The 14,860-nt window shown below is 61.0% G+C and carries 13 protein-coding genes; all 13 read left to right on the forward strand.

Features of this window, described 5'->3' with window-relative positions; translation table 11 throughout:
- Positions 1 to 231: 231 nt before the first annotated feature.
- The 13 genes from AB4O45_RS14070 to AB4O45_RS14130 all read left to right on the forward strand — a co-directional run bounded on the left by AB4O45_RS14070 (position 232) and on the right by AB4O45_RS14130 (position 14,599).
- Positions 232 to 1,584, forward strand: a complete 1,353-nt coding sequence (locus AB4O45_RS14070) for a TolC family outer membrane protein (protein ID WP_095181152.1) — start codon at positions 232 to 234, stop codon at positions 1,582 to 1,584.
- Positions 1,585 to 1,617: 33 nt separating this feature from the next.
- A complete protein-coding gene (locus AB4O45_RS14075) occupies positions 1,618 to 3,774 on the forward strand; it encodes a type I secretion system permease/ATPase (RefSeq protein WP_051600365.1) in 2,157 nt (718 codons plus the stop codon).
- Positions 3,764 to 5,131: an HlyD family type I secretion periplasmic adaptor subunit gene (locus AB4O45_RS14080; protein WP_024011116.1), complete on the forward strand. Its 1,368-nt coding sequence runs from the start codon at positions 3,764 to 3,766 to the stop codon at positions 5,129 to 5,131. Before AB4O45_RS14075 ends, AB4O45_RS14080 begins: the two co-directional genes overlap by 11 nt.
- A 333-nt stretch (positions 5,132 to 5,464) precedes the next feature.
- Positions 5,465 to 6,361: a TauD/TfdA dioxygenase family protein gene (locus AB4O45_RS14085; protein ID WP_130928977.1), complete on the forward strand. Its 897-nt coding sequence runs from the start codon at positions 5,465 to 5,467 to the stop codon at positions 6,359 to 6,361.
- A 17-nt stretch (positions 6,362 to 6,378) separates the two neighbouring features.
- A complete protein-coding gene (locus AB4O45_RS14090; RefSeq protein WP_460160207.1) occupies positions 6,379 to 7,239 on the forward strand; it encodes an ABC transporter ATP-binding protein in 861 nt (286 codons plus the stop codon).
- 20 nt (positions 7,240 to 7,259) lie between these two features.
- Positions 7,260 to 8,126, forward strand: coding sequence for an ABC transporter permease (locus tag AB4O45_RS14095; protein ID WP_041477414.1), 867 nt, complete (start codon positions 7,260 to 7,262; stop codon positions 8,124 to 8,126).
- Between the two features lie 174 nt (positions 8,127 to 8,300).
- The gene (locus AB4O45_RS14100) at positions 8,301 to 9,218 is read left to right on the forward strand and encodes a LysR family transcriptional regulator (protein WP_016772273.1); all 918 of its coding nucleotides are present in this window, start codon (positions 8,301 to 8,303) and stop codon (positions 9,216 to 9,218) included.
- Between the two features lie 225 nt (positions 9,219 to 9,443).
- Positions 9,444 to 10,982 carry an MFS transporter gene (locus tag AB4O45_RS14105; RefSeq protein ID WP_460160208.1) on the forward strand — a complete coding sequence of 513 codons (1,539 nt, stop codon included), beginning with the start codon at positions 9,444 to 9,446 and terminating at the stop codon, positions 10,980 to 10,982.
- 27 nt (positions 10,983 to 11,009) lie between these two features.
- Positions 11,010 to 12,077, forward strand: coding sequence for an HlyD family secretion protein (locus AB4O45_RS14110; protein WP_460160209.1), 1,068 nt, complete (start codon positions 11,010 to 11,012; stop codon positions 12,075 to 12,077).
- Positions 12,074 to 13,669, forward strand: a complete 1,596-nt coding sequence (locus AB4O45_RS14115; protein WP_460160210.1) for an efflux transporter outer membrane subunit — start codon at positions 12,074 to 12,076, stop codon at positions 13,667 to 13,669. The genes AB4O45_RS14110 and AB4O45_RS14115 overlap by 4 nt, the downstream gene beginning before the upstream one ends.
- A gap of 78 nt (positions 13,670 to 13,747) precedes the next feature.
- Positions 13,748 to 13,993, forward strand: a complete 246-nt coding sequence (locus AB4O45_RS14120; RefSeq protein ID WP_095181147.1) for a DUF2789 domain-containing protein — start codon at positions 13,748 to 13,750, stop codon at positions 13,991 to 13,993.
- Positions 13,994 to 14,082: 89 nt separating this feature from the next.
- Positions 14,083 to 14,328 (forward strand): type II toxin-antitoxin system Phd/YefM family antitoxin, encoded by a 246-nt coding sequence (locus tag AB4O45_RS14125; RefSeq protein WP_041477418.1) that lies wholly within the window; start codon positions 14,083 to 14,085, stop codon positions 14,326 to 14,328.
- Positions 14,318 to 14,599 (forward strand): type II toxin-antitoxin system RelE family toxin, encoded by a 282-nt coding sequence (locus AB4O45_RS14130; protein WP_071174010.1) that lies wholly within the window; start codon positions 14,318 to 14,320, stop codon positions 14,597 to 14,599. The genes AB4O45_RS14125 and AB4O45_RS14130 overlap by 11 nt, the downstream gene beginning before the upstream one ends.
- Positions 14,600 to 14,860: the final 261 nt, after the last annotated feature.

A 14,860-nucleotide genomic window follows, 5' to 3' on the forward strand; every position in this document is an offset into this window, starting at 1 on the left:
TATAAATTATCGCGATTAACTTTATGCCAAACTATTGACCTTCTGGGAGCCATCCTAAACAATCGCCCCACTAATGTCACATTGATATTTCCGCGGCGACCTGTCCTTCAGCCTGTCATCCAGTTCCTGTTTTGAACTTTCCGACATACGGTCTTTCGGGTTGCCATCATCCGACGCAGCACCACGTTTCTGCTGTGATTCAAGACAAGAAGTTCCGGGAAAATTCCAACCATGCGTTCGCTTTTGCTCCTTGCCGCTCCCTTCGCTCTCGCCGCCTCTTTTGTACAAGCACAATCCTTACCAGAAGCCATGCAACAGGCGCTGGATGTCCATCCGGAGATTCAGGCGGGGGTCAACAGTCGATTGGCGGCGGATTATCAGTTAAAGGCTGCGAAAGGGGGATACCTGCCCAAGGTCGATCTGCTGGGCGGTTATGGCCGTGAAGGCACTGACAGTGTGACCACGCGAGCGAACGGTGGAAGCAATCACTGGGAGACGTTGAACCGCAGCGAGTCAAGTTTACGTCTCTCGCAAATGGTTTTTGACGGTTTCGCGACGTCCAACGAAGTTGCGCGTCAACAAGCCAACGTCAGCTCCCGTGCTTACTCGCTGCTGGGCACTTCCGAGCGTACTGCACTGACCGTCGCCCAGGTGTATCTGGATGTGCTGACCCGTCGCGAATTCGTGCGTCTGGCCGAGGAGAACCTCAAGAGCCACCAGCGCATCTACGACCAGATCCAGTTGCGCACCCAGCGCGGCGTCGGCAGCGGTGCCGACCTTGATCAGGCCGAAGCCCGTATGGCCCAGGCCCGCAACAATCTGATCACCGAGCAGACCAACCTCGCCGATGCGGAAACCAACTTCCTCAGCGCCGTCGGCCAGATGCCCGACCAGCTCGAGCGCCCGGCGCCGTTCATGGCGATGATGCCGGCCAACCTCAATGAAGCCCGCGCGCAAATGCTGGAAAACAGCCCGATCCTGCGTTCCGCCGAGTCGGACATCGCCGCTGCCGAGAAGCAGTTCGCCACCGCCAAATCGACCTTCTACCCGCGTTTCGACGCCGAACTGGGCCGCTCCGCCGACAACGATCTCGATGGTCAGAACGGCCACAACAACGAATGGCAGGCCATGCTGCGCATGCGTTTTAACTTGTATTCCGGCGGCAGCAACAAGGCCGATCTGGAATCCAAGTCGTACCTGGCCAACCAGGCGCTGGACATCCGCAACAACGCCCTGCGTCAATTGAATGAAGAGCTCGGCCTCGCCTGGAACGCGCTGAACAATGCCAACGCCCAAGTGCCGATCGCTCAGCAGTACGTCGATCGCAGCACCTCGGTGCGTACCGCCTACCAGCGTCAATTCAGCCTCGGCGAACGCACCCTGCTGGATTTGCTCGACAGCGAAAACGAACTGTTTACCGCCTCGCGGCGTCTGGCGGAAATCAAGAACATTCAGTTATTTACTCAGTACCGAATCAAGGCGACCATGGGCCAATTGCTCAAAAGCCAGGGAGTGGTCGCGCCGTTGGCATCCGTTGTGCAGAACGACGTGAAGCCCAAGGTCCAGCTGCCTGGGATGAACTGAGTTATCCCTTCCAACTGTTAAAGAGTGTCGAGCGTGGAATCAGAAGTCAGTCGAGTTCAACTCAGCCATGATCCACGCGCGTTGCATGACGATCCGTTGCTGGATGGTCTGCTCGCCCTGTGCATGCTGCACCAGAAGCCTGCCAGCGCGGCGATGCTGACCACCGGCCTGCCGCTGCCCAAACAACGTTTGAGTGTCGAGTTGCTGCCGCGCGCAGCGGCCCGCGCCGGGCTGCAGGGGCGGGTATTGCAGCGCAAGCTCGAAGAAATTCCGGCGATCGCCATGCCCGCGCTGTTGCTGCTCAAGGATGGCCGCAGCGCCGTTCTGCTCGGCTGGCAGGGCGACAATGAAGCACGAGTGCTGCTCAGCGAAAGCGATGGCGGCGAATCGGTGGTCAGCCGCGAACTGCTGAGCGACGATTACACCGGCAAAGTGTTCTTCGCCCAGCCGCAGCACAAATTCGACGTCAATCACGGCACGCTGATCCCGCGTGCACGCTCCTGGTTTCGCGACACCCTCAAGCGTTCGCGCTGGCTGTATGCCGATGCGATCGCCGCCAGTTTCCTGATCAACATCATCGCCATGGCCGCACCGCTGTTCGTGATGAACGTCTACGACCGCGTAGTGCCGAACCAGGCCGAAGCAACCCTTTGGGTGCTGGCGCTGGGCATCACCGGCGCTTACATCTTCGACTTGATCCTCAAGAGCCTGCGCAGCCTGTGCCTGGATCTGGCCGGGAAGAAAACCGACCTGATCATCTCCGCCACGCTATTCGAGCGCATTGTCGGCATGGCGATGAAATACCGCCCGGCGAGGGTCGGCAGCTTTGCCCAGAACATCCATGAGTTTCAGAGCCTGCGCGACTTTCTCGCGTCGCTGACCCTGACCAGCCTGATCGACCTGCCGTTCACCATCCTGATTTTCATCGTCATCGCCATTCTCGGCGGGCATCTGGTGTGGATTCCGGTGCTGGCTTTCCCGATTGCCCTGCTGATCGGCTACGCCTTGCAGAAGCCGTTGATCGCGACCATGGAACGGACCATGGCGCTGGGCGCCGAGCGCCAGTCGAGCCTGATCGAAACCCTCGCCGGTCTGGACGCGGTCAAGGTCAACAACGCCGAAAGCGAGCGCCAGTATCAGTGGGAGCAGACCATCGGCACCCTCAGCCGCCTAGAGCTGCGAGTGAAAATGCTCTCCGGTCTGGCGATGAACATCACCTTGCTGATCCAGCAACTGGCCGGGGTGATCATGATCGTCTTCGGCGTATACCAGATCATCGCCGGCAACCTGAGCATGGGCGGGCTGATTGCCTGCTACATGCTCAGTGGTCGTGCGCTGAGCCCGCTGGCGTCGCTGTCCGGCCTGCTCACGCGCTATCAACAGGCGCGGGTGACCATGACTTCGGTCGACCAGATGATGGAGCTGCCGCAGGAGCGCAATTTCGAAGAGCGCCCGCTGAGCCGCAAGGTTTTGCAGGGTGCGATCGAATGCCGTCAGCTCAGCTTCACCTACCCGGACCAGCAGAACCCGGCGCTGAAGAACATCAACCTGGTCATCCGTCCCGGCGAGAAGATCGGCATCATCGGCCGCAGCGGTTCGGGCAAGAGTTCGCTGGCGAAACTGCTGGTGGGCCTGTATCAACCGGACGACGGTGCCTTGCTGGTCGACGGCGTGGACATCCGCCAGATCGACGTCAGCGAACTGCGCTACAACATAGGTTACGTGCCGCAGGACATCCAGCTGCTGTCCGGCACCCTGCGTGACAACCTGGTGTCCGGCGCGCGTTACGTCGAAGACGAGCTGGTGCTGCAAGCCGCCGAACTGGCCGGCGTCCACGAATTCGCCCGTCTGCACCCGCAAGGCTACGAGCTGCAAGTCGGCGAGCGCGGGCAGAACCTCTCCGGCGGCCAACGACAGAACGTCGCCCTGGCCCGGGCGCTGTTGCTCAATCCACCGATTCTGCTGATGGATGAGCCAACCAGTGCGATGGACAACACCGGCGAAGAGCGCCTCAAGCAACGCCTCGCAGCAGTGATTGAAAACAAGACCGTGGTGCTGGTCACGCACCGGGCATCACTGTTGTCGCTGGTCGATCGCCTGCTGGTGATCGATCGCGGGCAGATTCTCGCCGACGGCCCGAAAGCCGCCGTGATGGAAGCGTTGAAGAAGGGGCAGATCAGTGTTGCTTAAATCCGGTGTCAAGGAGTCGATCCGTCGCTACTTCAAGGGCTCTGCCTCGCTGCAGGGTCAGCCGCTGCCGGAGGTCAACAAGGCGCTGATCGAAGACGCCCCGCGCGTCGTGCGCCTGACCATCTGGGCGATCATCGGCTTTTTCGTGTTCCTCATGCTCTGGGCCAACTTCGCCGTGATCGACGAGGTGACCAAGGGCGACGGCAAGGCGATTCCGTCGTCGAAGATCCAGAAAATCCAGAACCTGGAGGGCGGTATCGTCTCCGAGCTGTTCGTCAAGGAAGGCCAGATCGTCGAGGCCGGCGCGCCGCTGATTCGTCTCGACGACACACGTTTTGCCTCCAACGTCGGCGAAACCGAGGCCGATCGCCTGTCGATGCTGCTGCGGGTCGAGCGTCTGAGCGCGGAAGTCGATGATCGTCCGCTGAATTTCCCCGAGGACGTGCTCAAAGCCGTGCCGGGCCAGGCGAAAAGCGAAGAGTCGCTGTACATCAGCCGCCGTCAGCAGTTGCACGATGAAATCGGCGGCTTGCAGGAGCAGTTGATCCAGCGTCAGCAAGAGCTGCGTGAGTTCAGCTCCAAGCAGGCGCAGTACCGTCAGCAACTCGGTTTGCAGCGTCAGGAAATCAACATGTCCGAGCCGCTGGTGGCGCAGGGCGCGGTCTCGCCGGTGGAAGTGTTGCGCCTCAAGCGTGCCGAAGTGGAAACCCGTGGCCAGCTCGACGCGACCACGCTGGCCATTCCGCGCGCCGAATCGGCGATCAAGGAAGTGCAGCGCAAGATCGACGAAACCCGCGGCAAATTCCGCAGCGAAGCGCTGACCCAACTCAACGAAGCGCGCACCGATCTGAACAAGGCCCAGGCCACCGGCAAGGCGCTGGAAGACCGCGTCAGCCGTACGCTGGTTACCTCACCCGTGCGGGGCATCGTCAACAAGTTGCTGGTCAACACTATCGGCGGTGTGATCCAGCCGGGCAGCGACATGGTCGAAATCGTGCCGCTGGACGACACCCTGCTGGTCGAAGCCAAGATCCGCCCGCAGGACATCGCGTTCCTGCATCCGGGTCAGGAAGCGATCGTCAAATTCACCGCCTATGACTACACGATTTACGGCGGCCTGAAGGCACAGCTGGAGCAGATCGGTGCGGATACCATCACCGACGAAGACAAGAAAACCACTTATTACGTGATCAAGGTGCGTACCGAGCGCAGCCACTTGGGCACGGATGAAAAGCCTTTGCTGATCATTCCCGGGATGGTCGCTTCGGTGGATATCATCACTGGCAAGAAGTCGGTGTTGAGCTATTTGCTCAAGCCGATCATTCGGGCGCGGGCTGAGGCGTTGCACGAGCGCTAGATCTTCGGCGCTGGTGACGGCCTATTCGCGAGCAGGCTCGCTCCCACAGGAGATTGCATTCCAACTGTGGGAGCGAGCCTGCTCGCGAAGGCGTCCTCCGAAGCGCTACATATCCGTCGGTAAGTGACACAAATGGTCACCCGCCCCCTCATCAATCGCCATATCGTTATTCAATAACGGTATTTAATCTCCAGTTCTTATAGCTATAAAGTCACCCACCTGCGTACCTGCCGACCAATCGGCGCGCCGCACGACCTGAACCGACACGCAATCCAGCGTGAGTGTCTGATCGACGAGCGCGTCCGTGAGCGCGCCGTGCGTGGGAGATGATTGATGTCCGCCGCTACTGCCACCGAAAGCGCCGCAACTGCCGCGCCGCAAATCTTCGAAATTCGCCCCTTCAGCGGTGCCGTCGGCGCCGAGATCGTTGGCCTCGACCTGCGCCGGCCGGTCAATGATCAGGACTTCGCGCGCATTCACCGCGCGCACCTGGATCACCACGTCGTGGTCTTTCGCGATCAGCAGATCACCCCGCAACAGCAAATCGATTTCAGCCGTCGCTTCGGCGTGTTGCAGATCCATGTGCTCAAGCAGTTCCTGCTGGCCAATCACCCGGAAATCCTCATCGTTTCCAACATTATCGAGAACGGCCAGAACATCGGTCTCGGTGACGCCGGCAAGTTCTGGCATTCCGATCTCTCCTATAAAGAGCTGCCAAGTCTCGGCTCGATGCTGCACGCCCAAGAGCTGCCCGCCGAGGGCGGCGACACGCTGTTCGCCGACATGCACAAAGCCTGGGACGACTTGCCCGCTGCCTTGCGCACTGCGGTCGAAGGACGTTCCGCTGCGCATTCCTATACCGCGCGCTACAGCGAAACCAAGTTCGAAGGTAACTGGCGCCCGACCCTGACCCCGGAACAACTGGCTCAGGTCGCCGAAGTGGTGCACCCAGTGGTGCGCACGCATCCGGAAAACGGCCGCAAAGCCTTGTTCGTCAGCGAAGGCTTCACCACGCGCATCGTCGGTCTGCCGGAAGACGAAAGTCGTCAGCTGCTCGGCGAACTCTTCGCTCACAGCGTGCTGCCGCAAAACATCTACCGCCATCAGTGGGAGCCGCATGATCTGGTGTTCTGGGACAACCGCTCGCTGATCCATCTCGCCGCCGGCTGTCCTGCGCACCTGCGCCGCAAGCTGTATCGCACGACCATCCAGGGCGATGCGCCTTTCTGATTTGCAGGAGATCGACCATGAACGCCCCTTTGCCAGGCCACGCGGCCAGCAACCCGATCGCCCACAGCGAAGCGTTGCTGGCCGTCGATCACGTCAGCCTCGAATACCGCACGCCGCAGCGCGTGGTGCGCGCTACCCATCAAGTCAGTTTCGCCGTCGACCCGGCTGATCGGTTCGTCCTGCTCGGCCCGTCCGGTTGCGGTAAATCGACCTTGCTCAAAGCGGTCGCCGGATTCATCCAGCCCTGCGAAGGCGAGATCCGCCTGCAAGGCCAGCGCGTCGATGCGCCGGGGCCGGATCGCATTGTGGTGTTTCAGGAATTCGACCAGTTGCCGCCGTGGAAAACCGTTAAGCAGAACGTGATGTTCCCGCTGCTGGCCTCGCGCACCTTGAGCAAGAAAGGCGCCGAAGAACGCGCGCTGCACTATCTGGAAAAGGTCGGCCTGGCGGCGTTTGCCGACGCCTATCCACACACCTTGTCCGGCGGCATGAAAGCGCGGGTAGCGATCGCCCGGGCGTTGGCCATGCAACCGAAAATTCTTTTGATGGACGAACCCTTCGCTGCACTCGATGCGTTGACCCGCCGCAAGATGCAGGAAGAGTTGCTGCTGCTCTGGGAAGAGGTGCGCTTCACCCTGTTGTTCGTCACCCATTCGATTGAAGAAGCATTGGTGGTGGGCAATCGCATCCTCTTGCTGTCACCGCATCCAGGCCGGGTGCGCGCCGAAGTGCACAGCCATCAATACGATCTGCACAGCCTCGGCGGCGTGGCGTTTCAGGCGTCGGCGCGGCGCATTCATCGTCTGCTGTTCGATGAGGGCCAGGCGCCGGAGACCGAATGTGATCACGACTTCAACGATGTTCGCATCGCCTATTGAGCGGCCAGGAGGACTACCCGATGAGCCATTCATCATCCGTGCGTGAAGAATTCGAAACCGTGCTCGAGCCGCTGACCGCAGTGCCGGTCGAGCGCGAATTGCCGCTCGGCACACGCCTGTGGCAACAGGGCTGGTTGCGCAAAAGCCTGATCCTGATCGTGCTGGCGATCATCTGGGAGGTGGTCGCGCGGATTCAGAACAATGACCTGATGCTGCCGAGTTTTCTGCAAACAGCGCAGGCCCTGTTCGACGGGCTGCTCAGTGGCGAGTTGCTGGCCAAGGTGTGGATCTCCCTGGTGGTGCTGATCAAGGGCTACCTGATCGGCATCGTCCTTGCCTTTGCCCTGACGACATTGGCGGTTTCGACCCAGTTGGGACGTGATCTGCTCAGCACCATGACTTCGATGTTCAACCCGTTGCCGGCGATTGCCCTGCTGCCGCTGGCGCTGCTCTGGTTCGGCTTGGGCCAGAACAGTCTGATTTTCGTGCTGGTGCATTCAGTGTTGTGGGCGTTGGCGCTGAACACCTATGCCGGATTTCTCGGTGTGTCCGAGACGCTGCGCATGGCCGGGCGCAACTATGGCCTCAAGGGTTTGCGCCTTGTGTTGTTCATCCTGATCCCGGCGGCACTCCCGTCGATTCTCGCCGGTTTGAAGATTGGCTGGGCGTTTGCCTGGCGCACCTTGATCGCTGCCGAACTGGTGTTTGGCGCGACCAGCGGCAAGGGCGGGCTGGGCTGGTACATCTTCCAGAATCGCAATGAGCTGTACACCGACAAGGTGTTTGCCGGGTTGGCGGTGGTGATCCTGATTGGCCTGTTGGTGGAGAATCTGGTGTTTGCCACCCTTGAGCGGGTGACCGTCAAGCGCTGGGGTATGCAGCGCTGAGATCTTCGTTGGCTGGGCCGGCCTCTTCGCGAGCAAGCTCGCTCCCACATGAGAACGCATTCCAGGGTGGGAGCGAGCCTGCTCGCGAAGAGGCCAGCGCTGGCATCGTCACTCTTTAGGGATGTTTGCTAGCATTGCGCCCGGATCAATCCAGATCAGCCAAGAGTGCTCAGCATGCAACTCCCGGACATGAACCTTCTGGTCGCCCTCGATGCCTTGCTCGACGAGGGCAGTGTGGTCGGCGCGGCGCGGCGGATGAACCTCAGCCCGGCGGCCATGAGCCGCACGCTGACGCGGATTCGCGAAGCCATCGGCGATCCGATTCTGGTGCGCGCCGGGCGTGGCCTGGTGCCGACCCCCAAAGCCCTCGAACTGCGCGAACAGGTGCGCGACGTGGTCGAGCAGGCGGCGCTGCTGTTCCGCTCCGCCGACAGCGTCGAGCTGGGCACCTTGCGCCGGCGCTTCAGCATTCGCGCCAATGATTTCTTCGTCGGCGTTTACGGCGGCAAGCTGTTCGACACCCTCGACCAACTCGCCCCGCATTGCGAATTGCGCTTCGTCCCGGAAGGCGATGGCGACGATGAAGCGCTGCGCGAAGGGCGCATCGATCTGAGCGTCAGCAACACCCGACCGCTCACGCCGGAGGTTAAGGTACAGAACCTGTTCTCCACGCATTTCGTCGGCTTGGTGCGGGAGAACCATCCTTTGCTCGACGGCGAAATCACTGCCGAGCGCTACGCCGGTTTTTCCCATATCAGCATGTCGCGCCGTGGCATCGCTCGCGGCCCGATCGACACGGCGTTGAATGCGTTGGGGCTGGAGCGTCGAGTGGCGGTGATCGCGCCGAGTTTCCATGCGGCGATGTTTGCCCTGCCGGACTCCGACCTGATCCTGCCGGTGCCTAAAGAAGCCCTGCTCAGCGTGCGGCGGCTGGGCCTGAAACTGCGTTCATTCGACCTGCCGATTCCGCTGCCCATGCTGATGCTGACCCAGGCCTGGCACCCGCGCTTCGACAAGGACCCGGCCCACCGCTGGCTGCGCGAAACCCTCAAGACCTGCTGCGATGAAACGTGGCTGGCGGCACAGCCGTAAATCATCAGACACCATCGAATCCCTGTGGGAGCGAGCCTGCTCGCGAAGGCGTCGAGTCAGTCACCTCAATGGCGACTGGTCCACCGCTTTCGCGAGCAGGCTCGCTCCCACATAGGCATTCACCGTTGTGTCTGATGCACTTATAACCTGTCAATAAGTCAATTTTCGTCAGCATCAAGCCCCACTAAAATGCTCCGGTATTTTCACCCCCGGAGCTTTTCATTCATGACATCCCTGACGGTCTCGGCGCCTCTCGCCGCGACCAGCCCGGCGACGGCGGCTGCGCCACCGGTGTTCGGGGCGCGGATCATCCTTGGTCTGGTCGGCGTGCTGTTGGCCGTGCTGGTCTCGGGCCTCAACGAGATGGTCACCAAAGTCGCACTCGCCGACATTCGCGGCGCGCTGCACATTGGCTACGACGAAGGCACCTGGCTGGTCGCCAGCTACACGGCCACGTCGGTCGCGGCCATGGCCTTCGCGCCTTGGTGCTCGGTGACCTTCTCGCTGCGTCGCTTCACCCTCTGCGCCATCGGTCTGTTTACCGTGCTCGGCGTGCTGTGCCCGTTCGCCCCAAACTACGAAAGTCTGTTGTTGATGCGCATCCTCCAGGGTCTGGCCGGCGGTGCTCTGCCGCCGATGCTGATGACCGTCGCGCTGCGCTTTCTCCCGGCGAACATCAAACTGTACGGACTGGCCGGCTACGCACTGACCGCGACTTTCGGCCCGGGACTCGGCACGCCGCTGGCCGGTCTGTGGACTGAATACGTCGGCTGGCAATGGACTTTCTGGCAGATAATCGTGCCGTGCCTGATTGCCATGGCCGCCGTAGCCTACGGTTTGCCGCAGGATCCGCTGCGCTTGGAGCGTCTCAAGACGTTCAACTGGAAAGGCCTGCTGCTGGGCTTTCCAGCGATCTGCATGTTGGTCATCGGTCTGTTGCAGGGCAATCGGCTGGACTGGTTCGAGTCGAATCTGATCTGTGGATTACTCGGTGCCGGTTCGCTGCTGCTGGTGGCTTTTATGATCAATGAATGGTCGCAGCCGATTCCGTTTTTCAAGCTGCAGATGCTCGGCATCCGCAACCTGCTGTTCGCCCTGATCACCCTCGCCGGGGTGCTGATCGTGCTGCTGGCGGTGGTGTTGATTCCGTCGAGTTATCTGGCCCAGGTGCAGGGTTATCGTCCGGCGCAAACCGCGCCGATCATGCTCATTGCCGCGCTGCCGCAGTTGATCGCGCTGCCATTGGTGGCGGCGCTATGCAACTTGCGCTGGGTCGATTGCCGCTGGGTGCTTGGCATTGGTCTGAGCATGCTCGCGCTGTCCTGCCTCGGCGGTTCACACCTGACTTCGGCGTGGATTCGCGATGATTTCTACGTTCTGCAATGGCTGCAGATTTTCGGCCAGCCGATGGCGGTGTTGCCGCTGCTGATGTTGTCGACCGGCAGTATCACGCCGATGGAAGGCCCGTTCGCGTCGGCGTGGTTCAACACCGTCAAAGGTCTCGCCGCAGTGGTCGCCACCGGCGTGATCGAAGCGCTGACCACCGCGCGCCTGCATTTCCATTCGACCATGTTGGTCGACAGCCTGGGCAATTCGCCGCTGGCCGATCACAGCGATCCGGGCCTCGCTCACCGCGTGCACGAGCAGGCGGTGGTGCTGACTTCGGCCGATCTCTACGTGTGCATGGCCGGCGTCGCCGTGGCGTTGATCCTGCTGATTTTCTGGCTGCCGACGCGGATTTATCCGCCGCGCGCGCCGACCTGATCGCTGTACTGAAACTGAAGGTTTTTTATGACTCAATCCAAGCAAAAACTCGCGGTGGCCGTGGCTGCCGCGCTGGCGGTGGGCGTGCTGGTGTACCTGGCGATGCCCGGGCTGTTCGGCCAACGCACCGAGCAAACCACCAATGACGCCTTCGTCTCCGCCGACTACACGCTGGTGGTGCCGCGCGTGGCCGGGTTCATCAAGCAGGTGCTGGTCGAAGACAACCAGCAGGTCAAGGCCGGGCAATTGTTGGCGCTGATCGATGACCGTGATTTGCGCGCAGCGGCGGAAGCGGCGGACGCGCAAACCCTGGTCGCGCGGGCGCAATTGCAGAACGCCAATGCGACCCTTGAGCGGCAGGCGTCGCTGATCGCTCAGGCGCAGGCCACCGTGGTCTCGGCCAAAGCGCAAATGGCTTTTGCGCAGCAGGAACTGAACCGCTACAACCATCTCGCCGGAGTCGGTGCCGGCACCGTGCAGAACGCGCAGCAGGCGCGCACGCGCATCGATCAGGCCTCGGCACGCCTTGACACTGCGACGGCGAAACTGGCGGCCGAACGCAAACAAGTCGAAATCCTCACTGCCCAGCGCAACGCCGCTGAAGGCAATCTGAAACACGCGCAGGCGGCACTGGAAATCGCCAGTTTCAACCTCTCTTACACGCGCATTACCGCGCCGCAGGACGGCATGATCGGCGAGCGCGCGGTGCGTGTCGGTGCCTACGTCACCCCGGGCAGCAAACTGTTGGCGGTGGTGCCGTTGCAGCAGGCTTATGTGGTCGCCAATTTTCAGGAAACCCAGTTGACCGACGTGCAGCCGGGTCAGGATGTGCAAGTGCGGGTCGACAGCTTGGGCGGCGAAGCCCTGACCGGCCGCGTCGAGAGCATTGCGCCAGCGACCGGCGTGACCTTCGCTGCGGTGAAACCGGATAACGCCACCGGTAACTTCACCAAAGTGGTGCAGCGGATTCCGGTGAAGATCATGCTGGAACCGGGCCAGCCACTGGCCGAGCGCTTGCGGGTGGGAATGTCGGCGGAGGCGAGTATTGATACCGCCAGCTCAAAGGCGTCCGGGCGCGAGGTGACGCAGCGATGATCGGTGTTGAATCGGTTGGCCTCATCGCTGGCAAGCCAGCTCCCACAGGGGTCATTGGCAGGCTGAACCATTTTGCACAACCTGCACAATCCTTGTGGGAGCTGGCTTGCCAGCGATGGGGGCATAGGCAGCAGCTCACCCTGAGTGCCTTGCTTGCAGTCAGCCTCAGCGCTTGTACCGTCGGCCCGGACTTCCAGAAACCCGAAGCCACCCAACCTGCCGACTGGGCCAAACCGGCGCGGTCCGCCCCAAGCCAGGCCGTCAGCGAACCCTTGAACGAACGCTGGTGGGAAACCTTCCAGGACCCGCAGCTGTCCGCGCTCACCCAGCGCGCGCTGAACAGCAACCTCGACCTGCAACTGGCCAGCAGCCGCCTGCAACAAAGCCGCGCCGCGCGCCAGGTGATCACCGCCGAGCGTTATCCGCACAGCACCGCCAGCGGCAGCTACGGGCGCAAACGCAACAGTGGCAAAGGCTTGAACGATCCATCGGGAAATAACGGCGACGAGGCCTTCAACCTGTGGGATGCCGGCTTCTCGGCGTCATGGGAACTGGACTTCTGGGGCCGCGTGCGCCGTGAAACCGAAGCCGCTGATGCCAATCTCGAAGTGGCAGAAAACGACCGTCGTGACGTACTGCTGACCGTGCTCGCCGACACCGCGCAAAACTACATTCAGCTGCGCGGCGTGCAGAACACCCGCGCCGTCACCGAGCAGAACCTCGACGTCGCTCGCCACAGCCTGAAACTCTCGCAGCTGCGGCTGGCCGATGGCGTGGCGACCGACCTGGACGTCGCCGAAGCCGCCGCGCAAGTCGCCGCCATCGAGGCACGGCTGCCGGCGCTCGAGCAGCGTCAGGCGCAACTGATCAACGCGATCAGTCTGTTGATGGGCGAGCCACCGCAAGCTCTCGCTCAAACGTTATCCACAGACGCGGCAGTACCGCAGTCACCACTGCAAGTCGCCATCGGCCTGCCGTCGCAATTGGCCGAACGCCGCCCCGATATCCGCCAGGCCGAAGCGCGTCTGCACGCCGCCACCGCCAACATCGGCGTGGCCAGGGGCGATTTCTATCCGCGCATCACCCTGTCCGGCAACCTCGGTTCCCAGGCCATGCAGCTGAGCGATTTCGGTTCATGGGGCTCGCGTGCCTTTGCCATCGGCCCGCAATTCAGCTTGCCGTTGTTCGACGGCGGTCGCCTTCGCGGCATGCTGCAACTGCGCGAAGCCCAGCAACAAGAAGCGGCCATCGCCTACCAGCAGACTGTGCTGCGTGCCTGGCATGAAATCGACGACCAGCTGACCGCCTACAACGCCAGCCAGCGCCGGCGCGACAGCCTCGCCGAAGCCGTGCGCCAGAACCAGATCGCCCTGCGCACCGCGCAACAGCAATACGTCGAAGGCGTGGTCGATTTCGTCAACGTCCTCACCGTGCAGAGCGCCTTGCTCGCCACGCAGGAGCAATGGGTGGAAAGCTCGACCGGCGTTTCCCTGGCGATGGTCGGTTTGTACAAGGCGTTGGGCGGCGGATGGCAATCGGTCTATCCGTCAGCGCAACTGGCCGCAGGCTCACCTGACGTCGCCAGACCCTGAACCCGCAGCGCCAGCTATGATCAACTCCATTGCAGCAAACGGCGCAACGCCGGACCTGAATTGCAGAGGAGTTGCATCATGGAAAATCCGCAGCACAGCCTACCGGCCCTGTTCAAACAACTCGGCCTCGATGACGATCCGACCGGCATCGACAAATTCATCGCCAGCCATTCGCCGCTCAAACCGGAATTGCATCTGGCTGACGCGTTTTTCTGGACGGAAAGTCAGGCGCAGTTTCTGCGCGAGGAGATTCTGGATGATGCGGATTGGGCGGAGGTGGTGGATCAGTTGAATGTGATGTTGCGTAAGGGGCGGGTGGGGTGATCATCGCGAAGTTGTATCCTCGTTGAACGCCACAGTTGTCCACATGGCATAAATAGACCAAAATCACGTCCTAATTTGAGGTTCTTATTATGCAAAGCGTTCTCGCCGATATGGCTGTCAGTGTCTCTGAACTGAAGAAAAATCCTACTGCCGTGTTGAACGGTGCACATGGGGGGGCCGTCGCTGTCCTCAACCACAATCGCGTCATGGGCTATATGGTGCCGGCCGAAGTTTATGAAGCAATGATGGAGCGGCTTGATGATCTTGAGCTGGCTGACATTGTTCGTTCCCGCCTCCACGAAACGCCCATTTCGGTAAGCCTGGATGACTTATAAGCTTGAGTTTCTGCCGTCTGCGCACAAAGAGTGGAACAAGCTGGGTCATACGTTGCGGGAGCAGTTCAAAAAGAAGCTGGGTGAGAGGCTGAAGCTTCCCAGAATCCCGGCTGACGCCCTCCACAGCATGCCCGACTGCTACAAAATCAAACTCAAAGCCTCGGGATATCGATTGGTTTACCAAGTCATCGACGAACGAGTCGTGGTTTCCGTGCTAGCGGTTGGCAAGCGCGAACGCAGCAGCGTTTACGATGCTGCCAGGAACCGTTGAACGAGCCCCCGCTTCATTCAAGTGGCCGATGTTTGTCGATGAGATTCTTGAGTGACCGGACTGGGCCACCAAAGTGCGGGATCAGTTGATGTATCGTCTGGCATGAGGCGCAGCATGTAAAAAAAATTGCGCGAAAAGGCTCAGATGTAAAAAAAACCTCCTTACTGTAAAAAAAATTTCGTTTTGTCCGTCGCATTAGATTTTTTCTTCGAAAAATTACAAATCCAACTCGTGGTACGCCTCGGCCAAGCGTAGGGAGAT

This window comes from Pseudomonas sp. S2_B10, assembly GCF_054668425.1.